Source organism: Flavobacterium branchiarum (genome assembly GCF_030409845.1).
Taxonomy (GTDB): Bacteria; Bacteroidota; Bacteroidia; order Flavobacteriales; family Flavobacteriaceae; genus Flavobacterium; species Flavobacterium branchiarum.
On record NZ_JAUFQQ010000003.1, the window covers coordinates 993,823 to 1,014,449 of the forward strand.

The following is a 20,627-nucleotide window of genomic DNA, read 5'->3' on the forward strand; positions in this document are numbered from 1 at the left end:
ATTCGTGGCGTACCTTCCATTTGGAAATGTACTCTTTGAGGAGCATAGTTCATCTTTTTCTAGTCCGTATTTGTTTAATGGCAAAGAATTGGACAGAGAAACTGGGCTAAGCTATTTTCATGCAAGATACTATGATAATAAATATAATATTTGGTTAAATGTTGATAAAAAAGCAGAGAGATTCCAGAATTATGGAAGTTATATATATGCTTTTAATAATCCTGTTCGTTTTGTTGACCCTGATGGTAATGCGCCAATAGATCCTCCAGGGACGTGGGGTAAAATCAAAGCTTATGCGGATTATCAATGGAATACAAAAATCCCTAATGATTTAAAAAATATAAGAAATGAACTTGATAATGGATGGCGTTTTGAAAAAGGTTTGAAAGGCGGAAAAGCAGGCGGTTATGATTTTAGAAGCAGTTTTAGAAATACTGATGATTCAAGAGGGAAAGTTCAGAAAAGAAGAGGGAATAACAATACGCAAGTTGTTGATATATCAGGTATTGATGCCTTGTCCACTTTTTTAAGTTTTAGTGCGGGAACAAAAACAATATCAAAAAGCGGAAAGATTGTTGGTGTTCTTACTGATTATGCAAAAGCCGTTCAGGCGACACCTAATGCTTGGTTTATTAGTCAGAATACAGGTGATGCGGTTAATCAAGAAATAATTGAGATTACCAATAAGTTCTACACTGATAATGTAAATCACAATTCAGGTGAGAAAAAGGTTGTAGAAAGAGTTAGTGTGACAAAGGATACAATGATCAATACAAAAGATAAAGCTAAAGTGATATTAAATCAAAGAAGAAAAAATGAAGCAAGAAGACAAGAAGAGCAAAGAAAATTGGATTAAAGTAATTAATTGTAAATACTATTTAGGTTTAATTGTTTTATTATTTATTTCATGTAAAAATGAGATAAAAGATATTCCTGAAAATATTCCTAAAAATAATACTGTCCTCTTTGGTAAAATAGAAATTAATTTTCCAGATACTATAATTATTAACAAGGAATATAAAGGGTCTGTTATATATAGCTCTTTATTTGATACTTTAAATTTAGAAAAAGGGAAATATCGTTTTGTTAGTTTATACTTAAAAGATTCTGAAAAAAAAACAAAATATTCTGATGTGAAAAAAGTTGCATATGATACTTTTGGGATGTATGAAGATAAAATACGATTTAAGGTTGATTTTAAACAAATTGGTAATAACTATTTAAATGGATTTATTGAAGATGAAGTTTTTATTGAAGATGGAAAACCAAACGGTAAAACAAGAATTATAAATAAAGTGAGTGAATTTCATAAACTAGTTTTTGTTAAAGAAAGGTAAGTTATAAAAGAAAATTTCTCAAGTGGTGTAGCAGTTTTAAGTAAACCTGTTCTATGAATTTTGTTTTCAGTGCGAAGTTCTCTGACTTCGCACCTGAAAGGAGCATTTGATTAAAAAAAACCGAGCAATTTAAATTTTCCCGAAACGGAAGTATTAGTCAACATGTCGAGTATCTGCCCTTTGGTGAAGTTTTGTTTGAGGAGCATTCTAGCTCGTTTTCTAGTCCTAATCTCTTCAACGGAAAAGAACTCGACAGAGAAACCAATATGACCTATTATAGTGCTCGGTATTTGGATATGAAAACAAATAATAAATGAACTGTAAATGAATAATTTTAATTTTTTTATTGGTGTAATACTTTTTTCTTTTTTTTCTTGTAGAGAAAACGAAAAAAATAATAACAACCAAATGGATTTAACTCCTACTTTAATGGACTCCACTTTAATTGTTAAAAAGAATTTGAGCACGAAAATAGCTAAAGTAGAAAAACAAATTTTTCCTGATACAACAGTGAATAGTAAAATAATGCTATCTAATGATAAAAGCCTTAAAGAGTTTTATTCTAATGAAGTTAGTACATTAGAACGAATTAGAGAAAGTCCTGTTGTTGTTTTTACAAATAAAGATAATAGTGAATACTTAATTGCCTATCAATATGAAGGTGGTATAAAAAACTCATTTGATTGTTTTGAATTCGGCTACCTTAAAGACGATGAAAGTTTAGTTGAAATTTCTAAATTTGAAACTCCTGAAATTAAATTTACAACAGAGTCTAAAATTAGCTTAGGGCTAAATCTTCAAGAGATAGTTAATACAAAAGGTTTAAATTTTAAAACGGAAATAAATGAAAATTTAAAAACCGTTATTTATAGAGATAACGATTATGATAATTCTTTGTTTTTGAAAAAATATAATATGCCAGGTTATTTTATGGAATTTACATTAAAGGATGACAAACTTATCAAGGTTAAATATGGATTTGATTATCCTTAGATAGGGGGTAGGTTAAGACTTTAACCGTTCCTAAATCAATAAAATTTTAAAATTATGAAAGAAAAAATATTATGTTTAATACTTGTGTTAGCAATTCCTCTGTTTGTAAGTTGCGATAGTAAAAATAAAATAAAAAGTGTAAAAATAAAAAATTGTGATGATTGTCTGGTTACACAAGAAGAAACTGCAATAAAGATTGCTGAAGCAATTTTATTTGAAAGGTTTAGTGAAAAAAAAATTAAAGAACAAAAACCATACATTGTGACTGTAAAAAACGATAGTATATGGGTACTAGATGGGACTTTTAATAAAATTGGATACGGAGGAACTTTTCATATTGAAATTTCATCAAAAAACGGTAAAATTATTGATGTATTTCATTATAAATAGTCCATGTTGGTGTGAGGATTCTGCTCGCGAAAACAAATAAAATCCATGAATGTTAATATATCTAGGAATTTAAAACAGGGTTATAAAACAAGAATCTAAAATGTTAAAAACCTTTGTACCTAAAGTAAATTATCAATTTCAAAAAGTACTTTCAGTGCTGATGCCAAAACAAAAAACAAAAAATTTAAGGAAGATACAAATGAATAAAAATAAAGTTTACAATTATATATCTAGATTTTTTATTATTTCCATCGTTGTTTATTTATTTGCGTCAATTTTTAAATGGTTTTTTATTGATTTTGTTTTGCAAAAACAAGCTTCTATAAAAAAAGGAGTAATTATAAATGAAGAAAATATTTATCCAAACCAAAATATTAGCCCTAGAAATTTTTCTTACTCATATAGTTTTCATGTAAATAATAAAGAATATAAAGGAGATTCTCAAAGTAGCAAATTTTCAGTAGGAGATTCAATAGAAGTTTTTTATTTAGAATATTGTCCTTCTATAAACAGGCCTGCATATTATTTAAGAGATGATGAAGAGAGTCTGAAATTGAGAAACTAAACCCAATTTTACGAATTTTTTGCGCTTTGCGAACACCCCTATCATTTAGGTAGTACTTCGTATATTACAATCCAAGAGGTCAATAGGCAAAGGATTGTCACAGTTATAAAAATGCAATATTACAAGATGCTGATTTACATAAACTAGAATATAAACATAGTGGATACAAATAAAAAAATAGAAAATATACTTAAGCTATCTAAAAAAGATAAATATGATTACTTTATTAGAAAGGTTGTTGATTTTCAATTAATATGGGGGCTTAATAATGATGGATGGGCATTATTGGGAGATGATCTTGATAACCAAATATTCCCATTTTGGCCAGAAAAAGAATTAGCAGAATTATGTGCCGTTGATAAATGGTCTGGATATAATGCGGAATCAATTGATTTAAATTTGTTTTTAGAAAAATGGATTCCTGGAATGGAGAAGGATAATATATTTGTAAGTATTTTTTATACACCTCAATCTAAAGGTTTAACAGTCTCTTCTGAAAAATTGGGGAATGATATAAACGAAGAATTAGAAGAGTATGAATAAATTTTTAACCTTATATTTGGTTGGTTCTGTAATTATGTTTTTGATATCTTTTTTATCTGGTTTTGAGGATGATATTTATTTAAACAAACATCATGAAGGAACATGGTATAAAGATGTATTAAATTACTTTGAATATTATACTTTATGGGTACTTCCATACTGGTGGTTGATAATAATTTTGGGAGGTTTAATCTTAGCACTTATTATATTTTTATCAAATTTATTTTTACGAGCTGCTTATCGCTATATAAAAAAGGACTAGTATTTCTTTCAGTCGGATACACAACTATAGGGCTTCTTCTTCTATTCTTTTGAATCTGATATCTTAGCAGGAGCAGTATATTGAATTTAAAAAAAATAATAATAAAAAGAAGTAATGAAATATAATATTAAACTTTAAATTATGCTTATAAATTTTTTTTACACAATTTTTGTATTATGCCTTAATTATATAATTTATAAAAAAATAAATGATGGTAAACTCAATAAAAAACATTTATTGGCTCTAATTACATATGGGTTGTCTGTAGTTATTTTTAATTACGTATTTGGTGTTTTATCTAATAAGCTGATATTATTTTTATTACTTTTTTCTTTTTCAATTATACTTTTTTCTTTTTTAAAATCTTTCATTAATGTATATGAAAAAAGCAATTTAATAGATGAGAAAAAAGTAGCTAAAGTTAAGTTTATTATGCTTAATGTAATTATGCCTATAATGATAACAGTTTATCAGATTTTGATTATTTGGTCAGAAGGCTTATTTGATAAAATGATTAATAAATAATTTTTATCAGCTAGTCTAAGTCTTAAATAATATTGTGTTAGTGTAATGTTTCAATCTCGCATCAAGGAAGTTGTACAATTTCTGCTTTTGCAATTTTTTTTAAATGTACATTCCCTAATAGCGCGGATATGAAGACGATGCTAGCGCAGAAATTCTTTTCCGTGGTCATAAGCTAATAAAAGAATTAAACATAAAAAACCTCGCCAAGTGTGAGGTTTTTTGTCATTAAGAAATTACAAGGTCATAGAGATCTAATCATTTAGGTAGTACTTCGTATATTACAACCCGAAACGGGAGTATTAGTCAATTCGTGGCGTACATTGCCTTTGGTGAAGTTCTCTTTGAAGAGCATAGTTCCTCGTTTTCTAGTCCTAATCTTTTCAACGGAAAAGAGTTAGACAGAGAAACGAATATGATCTATTACAACGCTAGGTATCTGGATGTAAGGGTATTAAATTAGGTGTAGATTCAGATAGACATGTTCGACATCCAATCCAAGATATGTTTGCTCACAACTTGCCTGGTACTCAATAACCTGGGTTTACCACTTTAAGTAATTCAATAAAACCATTTGTACAATACGGTAATAGTTCTAATAAATTCACACATTATTAATCATGAAAAAAATATTATTTTATAGTTGCATTATATGTTCATTTATTTCTTGTAGAATGAATACATATGAATTAAAAAACAACTTAACAAAAGTTCCTTACGACAAAAGTGTTTATAAAAATAAGATCAATTTTGATAAAGAGTTACTTAAAGTAGTTGATACGTCAGTAGTTTATGAAGAGTTTAGTGTTAAATATAATATTTTGAAAAGGTTGGATAGTCATATTGAAAATAGATTTTATGGAGTTTATAGATTTTATTCAAATGGATATTTAAATTTATTTTATCTAGATAGACAATTAAGCCAAAGTGTTAATGATTTTAATCCTGACTATAATGGTTATCGAGGGGTTTATTACAAAGAAGAAGGTAAAATTAAATCAGATTTATTTTCAATTATAAATGATTGGGGTTGGGCTGGGAGAATAAAAGAAACTTATAGTTTTGTTGGAGATACTTTAATTGTAAAGAATGATAAGCCTAGAAGTAATACATATAAATATGTGAAGCGTAAATTACCGATTGAATATCTAAAATATAAAGCAGATTGGTAATCAGGAAAATAAAGTTGAATCTCATTGGTCGGATTTCATCCCGATCATTTAGGTAGTACTTAGTATATTACAACCCGAAACGGAAGTATTAGCCAATTCGTGGCATACCTTCCCTTTGTTGAAGTTTTGTTTGAAGAGTATAGTTTATTATTTCTAGTTCTAATTCATTTAAGAGAAAGGAGTTATATGGAAAAACGAATATGTTATATTCTAATAAAGCTACTATTTATTAAAGTGAGGGCGATGTTGTAAAAGTAGTATAGGAAATAGAATAACAGATAAAATTAAATATTTTTTTGGAATAGGAAAAGATTAAAATATGAACAAAAGATATATTGGTAAGACAAATATTGATTTAAAAAAAGAGAAAGAAGTTAAAAGTATCAAAGAAATTAAAATAAGCGAATGGTTTAAATTATTTCTTATTATAGCTGGGATTGTGTTAGTTTTTGCTTTATTTATTGATAGAATGGATAAAAAACGTGAATACGAACATCATTTAATAAAAGAAAATAATGAAATTACTCGTGGAATAATTACAAAGATTAGTTTATATAAAGGTCATTCTGTTAGAGTTAAGTTTAAAGTAAATAATATTTTTTATTATGGGAGTGATGGATTTGATAGTATGCAAGGTAAAGTTGTTGGAGATTCATTATTTGTAAAATATTATATAAAAAATCCTGATATTTTTATAACTGAATTAAGCGATGACTTTTAGCTAGCTTTCGAAACGTTTCGATGTTACAACACACTTCTTACAGCATTTCTGGAGAAGCTTTGCCTCAGAAAAACAGAATAAATTGCTTTGTAAAGTTAGAAAGTGATGATAATATATAGCCGATTTATCGGATATTTTGAATACTATAAAAAGTGCTAAAGTAAATAATACAAAACAGTTATGAATTGGTTATCTTTTTTAAAAAGCTTGCTATGTTTTATTGGAGTTTTTGGACTTTATAGATATGATATATGGTGGAAAAAAAATAAAATGGAAAAGAGAAAAGAACTTTTAAGTGATTATGATAAAACAATACGACTAGTTAAGAATTTTGGATTAAAAATTACGCTATTGATATTAGGATTACTTTTCTTAGCCGGATCGCTCGGAATGTAGTAATTGTTAACACCCAAATTCTTTCCGTTCCCTAAACAACTAATCGGAAAATAGCTAAAAGACAAAAACCACGCATCGCCGTGGTTTTGAGTGTTAAGCCGCTATTAGTTTGTTTTTTTACAGATTATTTTTCATTATAATTTCTTTTACGCCTCCTTTTGTTAAAATTATAGAATTGTACATTCCCGATTTATTCAGTACAAATTCTACAGTTCTGTCATTATTATCTGCTCTAAAAAATTTTGTTTTAGATTCAGGTAAAAGTTCAATTTCGGAGTTGTTATAATATAATTTTTCTCCGTTTTTGATTATTTCAATTTCGCCATATTTACCCGTATACTTGTCATATTGGGTAATGTCTGCTTTTATTTGATGGTGTTTGTACGGAAGTTCTACTTCTTTTTGAAAAGCAATTGCAGCAAGACTATACGCAATGATATGCGAAGGAGATTCGTTATTAGATAGCACCGCAATAAAAATTCCATCATCGGTAAATCGGTTAAAAGAGGTCATTGTACCAAAGAAACCGCCATCATGTGCAATCAGTTGATGCCCCTGATTGTAAAATGGATTAATCATAAGTCCGTAACCATATGTTTGATTGTTATAAGAAGTAAACATTTTCTTTTTCATTTCTGCAGATAAGATAGTTGTACCATAAAGCGCTTTATCCCACAAAGCCAAATCGTCTAGGGTAGAATAAACTCCATCATGCCCGATGTTAAACGTCCAATTGATGTATGGATTCTGAACATATCCTTTTTCGGTTTTATGATAAACCCTTGCTTTTTTTGAAATTATCGAATCATTATTACTGACTCCTGTATTCTTCATTCCTACTTTATCAAAGATGTTTTTCTTTAAATAAACGGCGTATTTTTCACCAGATACTTTTTCAATAATCTTACCTAACAAATAATATCCAATATTACTGTATTCGCTTTTAGTTCCTGGCTCAAACTCATAAGGCATTTTTTTTATTTCATTATATGCTTCATCTGCCGAAACAGTACTTATTGCCAATTCTTTAAAACCCATACCCAGTCCAGAAGAATGACATAAAAGCATGTGAATAGTAACTTTATCGGCTTTTGGGTAATCAGGAAAAAATTTGCTTAGCTTATCGTCAAGAGATAATTTTCCGTTTTCTACCAATAGCAGAATAGCTGTTGCAGTAAATTGTTTGGTTACCGAAGCCAATTGAAATTTGGTATCTACTGTGTTTTTAATATCCCATTCGTAGTCCGCTAATCCGTAAGCTTTTTTTAGTAAAACTGAACCGTTTTTTGTGACAATAACAGTACCGCTAAAATTGTTAATATCGACTTGAGCTTGCATATACTTAGCCAGATTAGTAGCTATGTCTTTTTGTCCAAAAAATAGTGTTGGAAAAAGAATGAAAATTAAAAGCAATCTCGATTTGGTTATTTGGTGCGTCTTTTTCATTTTATTTTTTGCAGTTTAAAATTATCTTGGTTAGTATTTTGTCTAGTAATTCAATTTCATCTTCCGACAATCCTTCAAGGGCAGTTTGTCTGTTTTTAAGAATAGCTGGATTTAATAATTCAATTGTTTTTTTGCCTTTTTCGGTGATTTCTAGGTTGAATTTTCTTCTGTCAGATTCGTTTGTTTTTCGTGTTAGATAATCTTTTTTAACCATTAACTCAATAATTCTAGTAATCGAAGCATTGTCTTTAAAAATTAATTCGGCTATTTCTTTCTGAGAATAATTGGAGTTTTTATCAATAATGATAAGTACTAAAGCTTGGTCAACTGTAATATCATTTACGATTTGGCTAATGTTTTTCTGTGAAATTTTTCGATACTCTTTTATTGTTTGCTCAATTGTATAAAGGACAGTTCCTGTTGGATTATTTTTTTTCATACGAAATTATTTAGAAGCTAATAGTTGATACAAATATAATTGATATATCAATTATATAAAAATGTTTTTTTGATTTTTTAAATTAAGTGTTTCTTTCAAGCTTTTTTATATGATTTAAAGGAAATTATGTATGAGAGAGATTAAACAACGATTTTTAAATTATTTGGTTGTATTCTCATCTTTTTAATAAAACAGGTGTAAATACCTAGTGCCTCATTTTTATTTAGTAGTATTCTTGTAAGAAATAAATTTTATTTGATTGTGGTTTTCCGTAATGTAGCTAATTCTTAAAGGGGCAACTTTGGCTAGTGTTAAATATTATTCTTACTTAAAGATTAAATGTTCGTTAATTAAGATAAATTAGGTATAGTTGGTAATGTTATTTACTTAAAAAAAAATAATTAATTTAGAGAATAGCATAAGAAGCCACATGATTTGAGTATTAGAGATATTAGATGCGGTTAATAGGTAATCTTTTTATAATTTTACATAAAAATTAAATAGCTTGAAAACTTCATATAAAATTAATCAACTACGAGATTATTCGACTTTATTTTCTAGGTCAGAGGTGAATAGGTGGATGAAAAATGATTTCGACTCAATAAATTTAAAAATTCAGAGATACGACTCAAATATTTTAAATAAAAAAGTTAATTATTTAAAATATTTGAAGGATGTATACAAGATTTTACGAAAATTTTATGCAAATGAATATATTTATAAAAATGAGTTCTTAAATAAATGGTTGATAAAGGAGCTTGGTACCTCAGAATCTATAATTTATAATGAATTTAGATTAGGGAAAGCAATTGCAGATTTAGTAATGTTTAATGGTTGTTCAAAAGTGTTTGAAATTAAAACATTGTTAGATAAAGAATCTAGATTAAACTCGCAGCTGCAAGAGTATAAAAAAATATTTAATGAGGTTTATGTTATTGTTCCTATTTCAAAAATAGAAAAGTACAGCTTATACGATGATAGTGTTGGAATTATTTCTTATGACCAAGAGAATAGTCGATTTGATTTAATAAGGAATTCAGTTAAAAACTTGACTATTGATTCGAATTCAATTATGGAAATACTCCATACAAAAGAATATAAGAGTATTGTTGGAGATTATCATGGTGAATTTCCTGATTGTAACGATTTTGATCAATATGAGATTGGAAAACAGCTTATTAATGAAATTCCAGCAGAAGAATTAAATAAATTATTTATTAAAACTATGAAAAAAAGAAAAATAAATAATAATTTATGCAATAAAGAAAATAAGGAATTTAATCAGATTTTCTTGTCCCAAAACCTAAGTGAAATGCAAAAAATAAAATTGTTTAATAATTTAAATTCATTAATTTCTTATTAATATGTACTATCCTTATTTACGCGCAAGACAATTTGAACTAATTTCTTTACGAGAACTTATAATAGAAAATATCATTCAAAATTATGTTACTCCGATATTAGAACCAGTTAAAGACACATTTAATAATTTAAATTTAGCTCATAAATTATTTAAAGAAAATAATTTTAGTGCATTTTTAATAGTTAATCCTTTGGTTGGAGAATTAAATGGAGATGTTAATACTGTTTTGGATTATTTAGATACAATAGATGATTGTTGTTTTTTGCCAGCATTTCATTACACACAAAATTCAGATTATATAAGTCGAAGTATAACTGATTATAATTTAAGTGATTGTATGTTGATTTGTTATGATAATTTTACAGATGATGATGATTTTAGAGAATTATGTAGGCAAGATTTTATTACGCACATCACATTGTATGAGCCTCATAAGTACAGAAATCTTGATCGTTTTTTAAAAGGTTTGGGAAAAAATTATATCCGTTTGGATAACGTATTTGAAAGACAACTTAAGAATGCTGATTTTTTAGATATTCAAGCACATAAATTTTCGGAAGAACATCTTTTTTACCAAAATGAAAATTTCGACGGATTTTCTGATTTTACTGTTTTACCTAGTGAATTTATTGATGGAGGAAGTACTCCGCGTGCTGTGGTGATTCATTTAACATATTTAAATATAGAAGAAGAAAATCAAATTTGGATTAGGCATTTTACTTCTAATACAAATGATTCTATTGCTAACGTACAGGGGAAATTTGCAGAAGCAGCTTTGAAGGCGACTAATTTTTGTGAGGTAAATGGATTAGAGAATTCTGCGATAGCCGAATTACGTAATTATTATTTAAATGGTAGATACCCAGGTCTTGGAACTGTAAAGAAAATATCAATAAAAAATCATCTTAATGTTGTTAGGAATTATTTAGAGAGTAGAAATAATGAATAACGTTTGTACAAATTGTTTTTCAGATAGAGAACTAAAAGCATATATAGACATTCAATCTAATAAAGGAGAATGTACTTTTTGTGGTACTAGTGGAATTGAAATTATTGATGTTTGTGAATTATATGATTTTTTTAAAGAGCTACTGGATAATTTTCAAAAAAAAGAAAATGGACAACCGTTAAAAAATTTAATACAAGGTAATTGGAGTCTTTTTTCTTCTGCGGAACTTTCTTATAGTATTTTGAATTTTGTAATTCATAATATTGATACTGATATCCTTAGTTCTGATGATTTCGTTGATTTTAATGAAGATATCTTTGAGAATGTGAATTATTGGGATAAATTAAAAGAGCAACTTATTTGGGAAAGGAGATATTTGACGGATATAAATTATTTGACAGATGAATTAGGATGGGATGGGTTTTTTAATAGTCAAATAGCTTTAACAAAAGAGACAGTGCTATATAGGGCTAGATTACATAATAAAAGTGAAGAGAATTCATATACTCATTCTGAAATGTTCTGTCCTCCAAAAAAGATTTCATCAGCGGGTAGAGCAAATTCAAGAGGTATTCCTTTTTTGTATCTAAGTGATAATAGGGAAACTATACTTTATGAAATTAGGGCATCTTATTTGGATGAAATATCTATTGGAACTTTTGCTTTAAAAGACGATTTAAAAGAGCTAATTTATATATCTGACTTTACTGAATCTCCAACCATTTTTCATCCATCAAGAGTAAATGAAAGAATTAAATCGACTTTATTAAAACAAAAAATAAGTGTTGATTTATCAAAGCCAATGAGAAGATATGATTCTGAACTAGATTATATCCCTACTCAATTTATTTGTGAATTTATTAAGATTTATACTGGGGTAAAAGGAATAAAATTTAGAAGTTCTTTGCATACAATGGGAAATAATCTTGTTCTTTTTGACCAAGAAATTGTTCAATGTAACCATGTAGAAAAGGTTAGAGTTAAAAAGGTTCAGATATCTATTTGAAATTTTATAGTAATTCTTTTTGCGATTAGCTATTTGTTATTTTACTAAATTGGTAATCTTATTTGTTTTTTACGTAAGAAAATTACTCAACAATAATAATGATTAATGAAAAATGATTATGTTTGTAATGCCTTCTTAAAAATTTAAAAAGAGTATTAGAAATGAATATCAAGATAACAGATAAAGAAAAAATTAGTGTAACTACGGCTTCTGATTTATACGAAATCATGCAACGCATTTTATTACGAGAAAATAAGATTGATAGTGAGAAGGAACACTTCTGGATGATTGGGCTCAATATGGCAAATGTTATTCTTTATATAGAATTAGTAAGCATGGGTAGCGTGAAAGCAACAGTTGTAGAACCAATGAATGTATATAGAGTTGCCGTGTTAAAAGGAGCAACAAGTGTTATCGCTGTTCATAATCATCCTAGCGGAAATATGACTGCATCTGCATCTGATAAAGATGAAACGGACCGATTAATACAAGTAGGAAAGATTCTTAATATTAACCTTTTAGATCACCTGATTATTAGCACTGAAAAATATATGAGTTTTGCTAATATTGGACTAATGGCCGAATTAGAGCAAAGTGTAAAATACGTTCCAACGTATCAAATACAAGAAAGAATTCGCGATCGAGAACTTGAATTAAAAAAAGAAAAGGCTAAAACGGATAAACTTAAAGAAACAGTTATTACTAATCTTCTAAAGCAGAATATGACAATAGAAGAAATAGCTTCTGTATTAAATCTTACTCCAAAAGAAGTTAAGGATATTAGTAAAAAGTAAGGCGCTAATTTCAATATTGGTTTTTAGCCCTGATAGTAGGGACATCCTTTTATGGTGGTCCCGATTTTTTTCGGGATGGCATAAAAGATATAGCGGATAGCAGGAAATGGCTCCTTATATTTAGTCTTATTCCAAAAATAAGTAACGCTAATTAGTAAAGAATATGATAGTCTAAAAGGTATTTACAATTACAGACTTCACTTTTTAATAGAACGAGTTTAATTAAAGCATAGAATTAATCAATATTTCTGAAACATTCTTTTATTGTAAGTATTATCCTTATATTGGGTGATATTTAAAAATGAGTGTATTATGATTGATTTTTTGAAAAAAAACAAAAATTTTAGAAATGCATTATTTGTTTTTATAATTGCTTTTTCGTCTTTTCTTGCTTTTGAACCTTTATTCGAAAATTTAGGACAAAAGGCATCTCAGGAGTTTGCGGCGGCCATTTTCGGAACCATTTTCGCGGCTGTTATTACAATGGTTTTGTTGAGTAAACAATCTGAAACTGAGCAGGAGCGAAGTCGTAATGAAAAGGTCTTTGAACAAAAAATAGTGCTATTCAATCAGGTATTAGATTATTTGCAAACTATTTATGAAAATCTTGATGATGCAAACAAAATAAAAATTAGCCGTGCTAAGATTACTCAAATAGAATTTTTATTGGCAAAAATGGTTATGATTGGTAATGATAAAACGATAAAAGAGTTTAAATCATTATATCAGAATATAACCAATAACTATGTTCCCGAAACGCAAATACTTACCCTAAACATAAGTCATAAACATACTATTTTTCGCTTTGCAGATTATTGCAGGGAAGAGTTAGGATTATCGGACAAAAACTTAGAAAAAGAAATATTAGAGGATATCGTATTACAAGGAGAATTGTTTTATAATCTGGAGCAAAAAGAACCTCTAGATTTTGAGATACAGGAAACAATTAAGGATATCTATGGTTTTTTAGCCTTTGATTTAAATGTACCTATCGAAAATATTAAGTTTCTCCCAAACGGATTTGAAGCCTACATAAATAAAACTCAAGATAAAAAAAGGCGTTTTATCGAGTGTTTAATTGATAATCAGGAAATATATGTCAATATTCCAGTTTCTGATATGATAAAAGATTTTCAGCTAAATGGTAATACGTTTAAGATAAAACCATCAGATAGAAATAAATTTATAGCACAACAAGTTACTATAGAAAAAGCAATTGAGGAGAGTTACGAGTTTGTTAAAAAGCAGAAGATTGAATAAGGTTCTTCTTTTTATTTGTTGCACAATTCAAAAGATTCAAAAGTTATTTATAGTTAAATCGTCAATAATTAGTTTTAAAGCAAAAAGGATAAAGAAGTTTGTGGTACTCTTTATCCTTTTTTGTTTATCAATTTAGATTGCTTACAATTCGTTCGGCATCTTCTTTTATACCAAAGACAATTCCTGATTTTCGCTTACTCAACCACGGAAAGCCAATATAGTAAAGACCCGAAAGTGGAGCTATTCCGTTTTCATGAATTGGTTTTCCTAAATTGTCTAAAATTGGAATTTTAATCCAGCTAAAATCTGCTTCAAAACCAGTTGTCCATATAATGGAACTGATTTTAGATTCTAAAAGCGGTAATGTCCTTAAATGGCTTGCCGAAATACAATCTTGATCGGGTAGATCTGCAGGATCTAATTCGCTTTCGGTTGGTATACTATTGTTTTTTAAAATATAACCATCTATCATTTCTTTAATCTTCTCTGATGATTTGTCTGCAAAACGAATGTTTTCTGTCGCATCGTTATTAAACATAAAAGTTTCATTTTCAAAACCATTGAATCTTCCTAAAATAGAAACTCCTTGTCGCTGTAGCGATTGCAAACTAATGGTATGTCCTAATACGCCAACACCCGAAACTTGTGGTTGTGGATTGCGAATGACATCAGAATCTACTGCTGCCGTTGCTACATCCATAAACCCCATTAAAACCAGCCACTCCATCAGGTCTTTTCCTTTGTAACGTCTTGGCGTGCGTCCTACTTTACTACTAGCTAGGTGTACCTCTCGTCCGGATAGAATGAGCTCTTCTGCTATTTGGCATCCTGATTGTCCGCTACCAACAACAATAACTCCTCCTGCAGGCAATTGAGAAGGATTTTTATATTCTGAAGCATGCAATTGTGTAATTTGATTTGGAATAGTTTTACTAAACTCAGGTAATGAACCTTTATTCATTGCACCTGAAGCTATAATGACGTTGATAGATCTCCATTCGGACAATACTCCTTGATGCAAAGTAACAATGCAAAAACAATTTTTGCTTTTATCCTGAGTTAGCGAAATGACTTCGTAGTTTGCTTTTACTGGCAATTGAAATGTATCAACATAGGAATTCAGATAAGCAACAAACTCATTTCTATTCATGAACGCCTCTTTTTTATTGTCGATTTCTAATCCCGGTAGCGTATTCATCCAATTTGGGGTGTTAAAAGTAAAAGAATCCCATCGCTGTGCAATCCATGAATTTCCAATTTCCCCTTTTTCTAAAACTACATGTTCACGACCTTCTTGTTTTAGATAGAAACTGGTTGCTAATCCTGCTTGTCCACCGCCTATAACGATGGTGTTATATATTTTGATTTCCATTTATCTGCTATTTTTATATGTTTATCTTTGTACAAAGATGTTGGGAAAGAATAAATATCTGTTAACGTCCTTCGGATTATAATTGACGTAATCGGGTTTTAATTTATAATTTTAAGGATATGCTAACCATTGATCGTACTAGTTTAAAAAGAAAAGATTTCTTGAATTTTCGAGAAAAAGAGATTAGAATCGAACAAACGGAGAATGAAGGTTTTTTTCATTTCAACGAAGTTTCATTTGATGCTTTGCAATTTATTAGATGCCAATATCAAATTGCCAATCCTAAAACGATTCAGCTTAATATTGAAGATGCGGTACTTGAAATGCATTTTAGACTTGGTGGAGAAAGTGTAATGGTACATCCTCAAACTATAAATGTGAATGGCGGAAATCATACTTTGTTCTACCAACAAGATAATAATCCTGAAATTATTATGTCGCCAACCACAAAAGGTAATTTTTTAGAAATTCGGATAGGTGCAAAACATTTTGAACGTTTGCTATCAAGTGAAATTCCTGTAGTAAATAATCTAATAGAATCTGGTAGAAATAAGGTGTGGCCAGGTCATCAATTATCGATTACGCCCAAGATATACAACTTGATAAATGAAATAAGTAATTCACCTTATTCGGGAAAACTTAATATGTTGTTCTTAGAAGCTAAAATGACAGAACTTTTGTTGCTACAAACGACTTTATTTAATGAAGCAGATTTTTCAAAGCCGTTTTCATTTAAAAATTCCGATAGAATTAAATTTTATGAAGCGCAAGAATTTATGAATGCCCATTATATGGAAAGTTACACGATTAGACAAATTGCCTCTTCTATCGGTATTAACGAACGAAAACTAACTCAAGGTTTTAAAGAACTCTTTGGATTAACTGTATTTGAGTATATAAACGATTTAAGGATGAATAAGGCAAAACAGTTATTATTGGATGATAAAAAATATGTGGGAGAAGTTGCAGAAACGGTAGGATATAAAAATCAGCAACATTTTACAGTAGCATTTAAAAAGAAATTCGGAATGTTACCAAGTAAGCTCAAGTAGTGCGATTATACTTATTTTTTTTAGGTTTCGTCTTTATGAATTTTTTTATAAAATGTTTAGCAATCTATGTTTTTGGTTTTGTGTGTTTTATAATTTTAAAGAGTAGGGCTTAATCGTTTGAATTAAATTTAAATTTCATGTAAAACAACCATTTATTTTGAATTAATCGAATGGTAATGTGTTTTTAGGAGCTTTTTTTATGTTTTTTTGTTTATTTTAGAATTTATTTAAATTTTAAAAAAGGAAAACTATGGAGTCTAAATTTCTTAAAGTTTTAGGATGGGTAGCTACTTTTACAGCCATGGCAATGTATGTGTCTTATATACCTCAAATTCAACAAAACCTTAATGGACATAAAGGAGATTGGTTACAACCCTTAGTTGCTGGTGTTAACTGTACTTTATGGGTTTTATATGGTTTACTGAAAAAACCACGTAAAGATTGGCCTTTAGCAATTGCGAATATGCCAGGGATTATTTTTGGTTTTTTAACTTCTATTACAGCACTATTTTAAACAAAAAGAGAGGTGCATTTTAAATAATTCGGAAGTGGGTATTTTTAATCTAACTCGCATAGTTATAAATCTTAGTTTTTGTTATTTTTAGTTGTTGGTTCTTGGATTATAAATTAGTCTTACTAATTGCAATGGTTGCTTTAATTCTTTTTTTCTTGAGTTTTCCAATAACTCAAAAGCAAATCATACAATTCTTGCGCATCGATATCTATTTCAGAGACTGAGTACATTAAGTTCAATTCAGAATTTTGTTCATCATGAGCCATTTCCCAGACTATTTTTGAAATGTGGTTACGGAACTTTTCTGCGTTACCAAGTGTAGCAACAACCAAAGTGTCTTCTCTTACATTCTTCAATTTAATATTGGTAACATCAGACCATTCTATTCTTCCAAAAGCCTTGGACAATGGAGTTGTGCTTCCAGAAAAACCTATAGTGTCTATTTCAATTAATGGAGTTTTGTCTATAATTTTTACAAGAATTTTTAGCGATATGAAAAACATAATTAAAAGTAAACTACCTGATATAACAACAGGTTTAATTTTAAGTTCATCATCTAATAATCCTGTAGAGTATAAAAATAGTATGGCTAATAAAATTGCAATTGACCCAGTAAATAAAAGTATGTTTTTGGCTTTTCTTGTATCTCGATACAACTTAGTTTCTTTTTTCATAAAATGTGGTATTTGATATTTGTGAATTAACTACATAAAAATGTAATTTACTACAAATAAAATTAACTACAGTTTATATAAGAGAGTTATTGCTTACATTTGTATTTGATTAGAAATTCTTTAATTATTATTGTATGCTATTTTTAAAAGAGAAGTATATTCTTAAAAAAGAGTAAACAGATGAATTTATTAGATTGAAATAGATGTCTTTTTTTTGTTTTAAACTATAAAAAAAGCAAGGACTAAAATGATCTAATATAAAAGAACAAAAAGATGTAAAAGTCTCATTTTGTAAAACTTGAGATTAGATTTTTGTGGTCTCATTTTTTTTGCTTAATATTAGATCTTGATAAAAAGTTAATCGAGAGTGCTACATAACAAAATCGTTTTATATATTTGATTTCAGGATAATTTTCGCATTATTTGCAAAATAAAAGGAAAAATCCCGAAATAAATTAATTATTAATAGCAAATACACCTATGTCGTTTTCAAGTCTATTTCGAAAAAAAACTGTACAAGATATTTTAAGTCAAGTTGAAAAAAATAATGCCAACGGGAGTGATTCATTAGGTAAACATTTAACAGCACGTGATTTAACAGCTTTTGGTATTGCAGCAATTGTAGGTGCAGGTATTTTTAGTACTATTGGTAAAGCTAGTGCCGATGGAGGACCAGCAGTTATCTTTTTATTCCTTTTTACAGCGATTGCCTGTAGTTTTGCTGCTTTTGCTTACGCAGAATTTGCTTCAATGGTTCCCGTTTCTGGAAGTGCTTATACGTATTCGTATGTAGCTTTTGGAGAAATTATAGCCTGGGTCATTGGTTGGGCATTGATAATGGAATATTCAGTAGGTAATATAACCGTAGCCATATCGTGGAGTGATTATTTTACAGGATTGCTCGCCAGCGGGGGGATACACTTGCCCCAGTGGGTTCAAATGGACTATTTAACTGCTTCTAACGGATTTAATGATGCTACTGCTTTAATGCATGGCGGAAAAGCATTCGAGAATTTAGAGCCAGCCTTACAAGCAGCCTACACAGCATGGACAACATCACCGATGATAGGTTCCTTTCATTTTGTTGCCGATTTACCCGCTTTATTAATCATTATCTTGATTACTGCTCTGATTTATCGTGGTATGAAAGAATCTCGTAATGCGAGTAATATAATGGTTGTTGTAAAAGTATGTGTGGTACTTTTGGTAATTGCAGTTGGTGTTTTTTATGTAGATACCGCCAATTGGGACCCTTTTGCACCAAATGGTGTTACAGGAGTTTTAAAAGGTGTTTCTGCTGTATTCTTTGCTTATATTGGTTTTGACGCTATTTCAACAACTGCCGAAGAATGCAAGGATCCGCAACGTGATTTACCACGAGGAATGATGTGGGCAATTATAATTTGTACCATTTTATACATAGCAATCGCATTGGTACTTACGGGAATGGTAAGTTACAATCAACTTAACGTGGGAGATCCACTTGCTTTTGTATTCGAAAAATTAGATTTAAAATGGATGTCAGGAATTATTGCCGTAAGTGCTGTAGTTGCAATGGCAAGTGTTTTATTGGTTTTTCAAATGGGACAACCTCGTATTTGGATGAGTATGAGTCGTGATGGATTGTTGCCAAAACGTTTCTCTAAAGTGCATCCTAAATACAAAACACCATCATACGCAACCATCGTTACAGGTTTTGTTGTTGCCGTTCCTGCTTTATTCCTAAATCTTACAATGGTTACAGATTTATGTAGTATTGGAACTTTGTTTGCTTTTGTATTAGTTTGTGCAGGAGTTTTAGTATTACAGAACAAACCAGATATTCCAAGGGGGAAATTTAGAACACCTTATGTAAATTCAAAATTTATAATGCCAATTTTATTGATTATTGGATTGGTCTTTTCTTTTGGATACAACAAAAAAGCAACAATGAGTTTTATTATGAATGAAACTCAAATTAATCAACCAGCAGATATTATTACTTCTCTTGATAAAAGCCATACTAAAATAGTATATGATTATTTAGTAACTGTTGATCCTGCTAATGCTACAACAGAAAAACCAGATTTAGAATTAATATTAAAGCAATATCAAAAAGACGAGGCTAAATATGCAAGCGTAATTGCAGGTTTACCAGTTGCTGATTCGATTAAATACGAAAGCGGATTAAGCTTGTTCAAACACAAAATACCAATGTGGATTTTCTTAATCGTTTTGGTTGGATTAACTGTTTGGGCTTTTAGACAAAATTTATCTTTAATTCCATTATTAGGCTTGATTTGTTGTCTTTATATGATGGCCGAATTAAGTGTTTGGAACTGGATTTATTTTACAGTTTGGTTAATTATAGGTCTTTGTATTTACTTTAGCTTTAGCCAAAAAAATAGTAAGCTAAATTTTATAAAGCAGTAATATATAGTTTTTAGTTAAAGACGCTATTCAAATTTAAAATCCGTTCTGATTATTTTCAGAACGGATTTTTTTTGTTTTTAAAAAAGAGGCACTCTAGCTAGTCGGAAAGTTAGAAGAAAGATGCTAGAAGAAAGATGCTAGAAGAAAGATGTTAGAAGAAAGATGTTAGAAGAAAGATGCTAGAAGAAAGATGCTAGAAGAAAGATGTTAGAAGAAAGATGATAGAAAAAAGATGCTAGAAAAAAGATGCTAGAAAAAAGATGCTAGAAAAAAGATGATAGAAAAAAGATGCTAGAAGAAAGAAAATAGAAGAAAGATATTAGAAAAGAAGTCTAATCTCGGTCAATCTAAAAATCTAAGCCAGTCTAAAAATCTAAGAAGTCTAACAAGAAAGAGGGTAGAGAAAAGAGAATAGAGTAAAGAATAGAGAAAAGAGTAGAGAAAA

Annotated in this window: 23 protein-coding genes; 19 read left to right on the forward strand and 4 right to left on the reverse strand. The window is 29.2% G+C overall.

The annotated features are described in order from the left end of the window. Positions 1-4: 4 nt before the first annotated feature. The 11 genes from QWY99_RS05040 (at position 5) to QWY99_RS05090 (ending at position 6,901) form a co-directional block, all read left to right on the forward strand. The gene (locus QWY99_RS05040) at positions 5-856 is read left to right on the forward strand and encodes an RHS repeat-associated core domain-containing protein (RefSeq protein WP_290262283.1); all 852 of its coding nucleotides are present in this window, start codon (positions 5-7) and stop codon (positions 854-856) included. Next, on the forward strand, positions 816-1,337 hold the full coding sequence (locus QWY99_RS05045; RefSeq protein ID WP_290262285.1) for a hypothetical protein: 522 nt from the start codon (positions 816-818) through the stop codon (positions 1,335-1,337). Before QWY99_RS05040 ends, QWY99_RS05045 begins: the two co-directional genes overlap by 41 nt. Before the next feature lie 324 nt (positions 1,338-1,661). Then, a complete protein-coding gene (locus QWY99_RS05050) occupies positions 1,662-2,330 on the forward strand; it encodes a hypothetical protein (RefSeq protein ID WP_290262287.1) in 669 nt (222 codons plus the stop codon). A gap of 54 nt (positions 2,331-2,384) precedes the next feature. After that, a complete protein-coding gene (locus QWY99_RS05055) occupies positions 2,385-2,720 on the forward strand; it encodes a YbbC/YhhH family protein (protein WP_290262289.1) in 336 nt (111 codons plus the stop codon). Between the two features lie 100 nt (positions 2,721-2,820). After that, entirely contained in the window at positions 2,821-3,285 is a 465-nt protein-coding gene (locus tag QWY99_RS05060) for a hypothetical protein (RefSeq protein WP_290262291.1), read from the forward strand. A gap of 159 nt (positions 3,286-3,444) precedes the next feature. Then, positions 3,445-3,828: a DUF2750 domain-containing protein gene (locus QWY99_RS05065; protein ID WP_290262293.1), complete on the forward strand. Its 384-nt coding sequence runs from the start codon at positions 3,445-3,447 to the stop codon at positions 3,826-3,828. Further along, positions 3,821-4,090: a hypothetical protein gene (locus QWY99_RS05070; RefSeq protein ID WP_290262296.1), complete on the forward strand. Its 270-nt coding sequence runs from the start codon at positions 3,821-3,823 to the stop codon at positions 4,088-4,090. The genes QWY99_RS05065 and QWY99_RS05070 overlap by 8 nt, the downstream gene beginning before the upstream one ends. A gap of 141 nt (positions 4,091-4,231) precedes the next feature. After that, positions 4,232-4,615, forward strand: coding sequence for a hypothetical protein (locus tag QWY99_RS05075; protein ID WP_290262298.1), 384 nt, complete (start codon positions 4,232-4,234; stop codon positions 4,613-4,615). 671 nt (positions 4,616-5,286) lie between these two features. Further along, complete coding sequence (locus QWY99_RS05080; RefSeq protein WP_290262299.1) at positions 5,287-5,784, forward strand: protein kinase family protein; 498 nt, start codon at positions 5,287-5,289, stop codon at positions 5,782-5,784. A gap of 319 nt (positions 5,785-6,103) precedes the next feature. Continuing rightward, a complete protein-coding gene (locus tag QWY99_RS05085) occupies positions 6,104-6,505 on the forward strand; it encodes a hypothetical protein (protein WP_290262301.1) in 402 nt (133 codons plus the stop codon). Between the two features lie 270 nt (positions 6,506-6,775). Next, positions 6,776-6,901 carry a hypothetical protein gene (locus QWY99_RS05090; RefSeq protein WP_290262303.1) on the forward strand — a complete coding sequence of 42 codons (126 nt, stop codon included), beginning with the start codon at positions 6,776-6,778 and terminating at the stop codon, positions 6,899-6,901. A gap of 117 nt (positions 6,902-7,018) precedes the next feature. Here the strand turns inward: QWY99_RS05090 and QWY99_RS05095 are convergent, their stop codons facing one another. Both QWY99_RS05095 and QWY99_RS05100 read right to left on the reverse strand, forming a co-directional pair. Further along, complete coding sequence (locus QWY99_RS05095; protein WP_290262305.1) at positions 7,019-8,347, reverse strand: serine hydrolase; 1,329 nt, start codon at positions 8,345-8,347, stop codon at positions 7,019-7,021. A gap of 1 nt (position 8,348) precedes the next feature. Further along, positions 8,349-8,786, reverse strand: a complete 438-nt coding sequence (locus QWY99_RS05100) for a MarR family winged helix-turn-helix transcriptional regulator (RefSeq protein WP_290262307.1) — start codon at positions 8,784-8,786, stop codon at positions 8,349-8,351. 505 nt (positions 8,787-9,291) lie between these two features. Here QWY99_RS05100 and QWY99_RS05105 point away from each other — a divergent pair. The 5 genes from QWY99_RS05105 to QWY99_RS05125 all read left to right on the forward strand — a co-directional run bounded on the left by QWY99_RS05105 (position 9,292) and on the right by QWY99_RS05125 (position 14,158). Further along, positions 9,292-10,149: a sce7726 family protein gene (locus QWY99_RS05105; protein ID WP_290262310.1), complete on the forward strand. Its 858-nt coding sequence runs from the start codon at positions 9,292-9,294 to the stop codon at positions 10,147-10,149. Position 10,150: 1 nt separating this feature from the next. Then, positions 10,151-11,098, forward strand: a complete 948-nt coding sequence (locus tag QWY99_RS05110; RefSeq protein WP_290262314.1) for a sce7725 family protein — start codon at positions 10,151-10,153, stop codon at positions 11,096-11,098. Further along, entirely contained in the window at positions 11,091-12,104 is a 1,014-nt protein-coding gene (locus tag QWY99_RS05115) for an RES family NAD+ phosphorylase (protein WP_290262317.1), read from the forward strand. Before QWY99_RS05110 ends, QWY99_RS05115 begins: the two co-directional genes overlap by 8 nt. Before the next feature lie 161 nt (positions 12,105-12,265). Further along, positions 12,266-12,898 (forward strand): JAB domain-containing protein, encoded by a 633-nt coding sequence (locus tag QWY99_RS05120; RefSeq protein ID WP_290262319.1) that lies wholly within the window; start codon positions 12,266-12,268, stop codon positions 12,896-12,898. A gap of 312 nt (positions 12,899-13,210) precedes the next feature. Then, complete coding sequence (locus tag QWY99_RS05125; RefSeq protein ID WP_290262321.1) at positions 13,211-14,158, forward strand: hypothetical protein; 948 nt, start codon at positions 13,211-13,213, stop codon at positions 14,156-14,158. Between the two features lie 127 nt (positions 14,159-14,285). Here the strand turns inward: QWY99_RS05125 and QWY99_RS05130 are convergent, their stop codons facing one another. Beyond that, entirely contained in the window at positions 14,286-15,530 is a 1,245-nt protein-coding gene (locus QWY99_RS05130) for an NAD(P)-binding domain-containing protein (protein ID WP_290262323.1), read from the reverse strand. A 119-nt stretch (positions 15,531-15,649) separates the two neighbouring features. Here QWY99_RS05130 and QWY99_RS05135 point away from each other — a divergent pair, with 119 nt between their 5' ends. Then, complete coding sequence (locus tag QWY99_RS05135) at positions 15,650-16,582, forward strand: AraC family transcriptional regulator (protein ID WP_290262325.1); 933 nt, start codon at positions 15,650-15,652, stop codon at positions 16,580-16,582. 250 nt (positions 16,583-16,832) lie between these two features. Next, on the forward strand, positions 16,833-17,096 hold the full coding sequence (locus QWY99_RS05140) for a SemiSWEET family transporter (protein WP_290262327.1): 264 nt from the start codon (positions 16,833-16,835) through the stop codon (positions 17,094-17,096). 140 nt (positions 17,097-17,236) lie between these two features. Here QWY99_RS05140 and QWY99_RS05145 read toward each other — a convergent pair whose 3' ends face one another. Beyond that, on the reverse strand, positions 17,237-17,770 hold the full coding sequence (locus QWY99_RS05145; RefSeq protein WP_290262329.1) for an STM3941 family protein: 534 nt from the start codon (positions 17,768-17,770) through the stop codon (positions 17,237-17,239). Positions 17,771-18,250: 480 nt separating this feature from the next. Between QWY99_RS05145 and QWY99_RS05150 the strand changes: the two genes are divergently transcribed. Beyond that, a complete protein-coding gene (locus QWY99_RS05150; protein ID WP_290262331.1) occupies positions 18,251-20,182 on the forward strand; it encodes an amino acid permease in 1,932 nt (643 codons plus the stop codon). The last annotated feature ends 445 nt before the right edge of the window (positions 20,183-20,627 follow it).

What these genes read in the sequence shown, in the direction of transcription:
- QWY99_RS05045 (WP_290262285.1), top strand. Translation starts at nt 816, where the DNA reads ATGAAGCAAGAAGACAAGAAGAGCAAAGAAAATTGGATTAAAGTAATT.
- QWY99_RS05050 (WP_290262287.1), top strand. Translation starts at nt 1,662, where the DNA reads ATGAATAATTTTAATTTTTTTATTGGTGTAATACTTTTTTCTTTTTTT.
- QWY99_RS05055 (WP_290262289.1), top strand. Translation starts at nt 2,385, where the DNA reads ATGAAAGAAAAAATATTATGTTTAATACTTGTGTTAGCAATTCCTCTG.
- QWY99_RS05060 (WP_290262291.1), top strand. Translation starts at nt 2,821, where the DNA reads ATGTTAAAAACCTTTGTACCTAAAGTAAATTATCAATTTCAAAAAGTA.
- QWY99_RS05070 (WP_290262296.1), top strand. Translation starts at nt 3,821, where the DNA reads ATGAATAAATTTTTAACCTTATATTTGGTTGGTTCTGTAATTATGTTT.
- QWY99_RS05075 (WP_290262298.1), top strand. Translation starts at nt 4,232, where the DNA reads ATGCTTATAAATTTTTTTTACACAATTTTTGTATTATGCCTTAATTAT.
- QWY99_RS05080 (WP_290262299.1), top strand. Translation starts at nt 5,287, where the DNA reads ATGAATACATATGAATTAAAAAACAACTTAACAAAAGTTCCTTACGAC.
- QWY99_RS05085 (WP_290262301.1), top strand. Translation starts at nt 6,104, where the DNA reads ATGAACAAAAGATATATTGGTAAGACAAATATTGATTTAAAAAAAGAG.
- QWY99_RS05090 (WP_290262303.1), top strand. Translation starts at nt 6,776, where the DNA reads ATGGAAAAGAGAAAAGAACTTTTAAGTGATTATGATAAAACAATACGA.
- QWY99_RS05095 (WP_290262305.1), bottom strand. Translation starts at nt 8,347, where the DNA reads ATGAAAAAGACGCACCAAATAACCAAATCGAGATTGCTTTTAATTTTC.
- QWY99_RS05100 (WP_290262307.1), bottom strand. Translation starts at nt 8,786, where the DNA reads ATGAAAAAAAATAATCCAACAGGAACTGTCCTTTATACAATTGAGCAA.
- QWY99_RS05110 (WP_290262314.1), top strand. Translation starts at nt 10,151, where the DNA reads ATGTACTATCCTTATTTACGCGCAAGACAATTTGAACTAATTTCTTTA.
- QWY99_RS05115 (WP_290262317.1), top strand. Translation starts at nt 11,091, where the DNA reads ATGAATAACGTTTGTACAAATTGTTTTTCAGATAGAGAACTAAAAGCA.
- QWY99_RS05120 (WP_290262319.1), top strand. Translation starts at nt 12,266, where the DNA reads ATGAATATCAAGATAACAGATAAAGAAAAAATTAGTGTAACTACGGCT.
- QWY99_RS05125 (WP_290262321.1), top strand. Translation starts at nt 13,211, where the DNA reads ATGATTGATTTTTTGAAAAAAAACAAAAATTTTAGAAATGCATTATTT.
- QWY99_RS05130 (WP_290262323.1), bottom strand. Translation starts at nt 15,530, where the DNA reads ATGGAAATCAAAATATATAACACCATCGTTATAGGCGGTGGACAAGCA.
- QWY99_RS05135 (WP_290262325.1), top strand. Translation starts at nt 15,650, where the DNA reads ATGCTAACCATTGATCGTACTAGTTTAAAAAGAAAAGATTTCTTGAAT.
- QWY99_RS05140 (WP_290262327.1), top strand. Translation starts at nt 16,833, where the DNA reads ATGGAGTCTAAATTTCTTAAAGTTTTAGGATGGGTAGCTACTTTTACA.
- QWY99_RS05145 (WP_290262329.1), bottom strand. Translation starts at nt 17,770, where the DNA reads ATGAAAAAAGAAACTAAGTTGTATCGAGATACAAGAAAAGCCAAAAAC.
- QWY99_RS05150 (WP_290262331.1), top strand. Translation starts at nt 18,251, where the DNA reads ATGTCGTTTTCAAGTCTATTTCGAAAAAAAACTGTACAAGATATTTTA.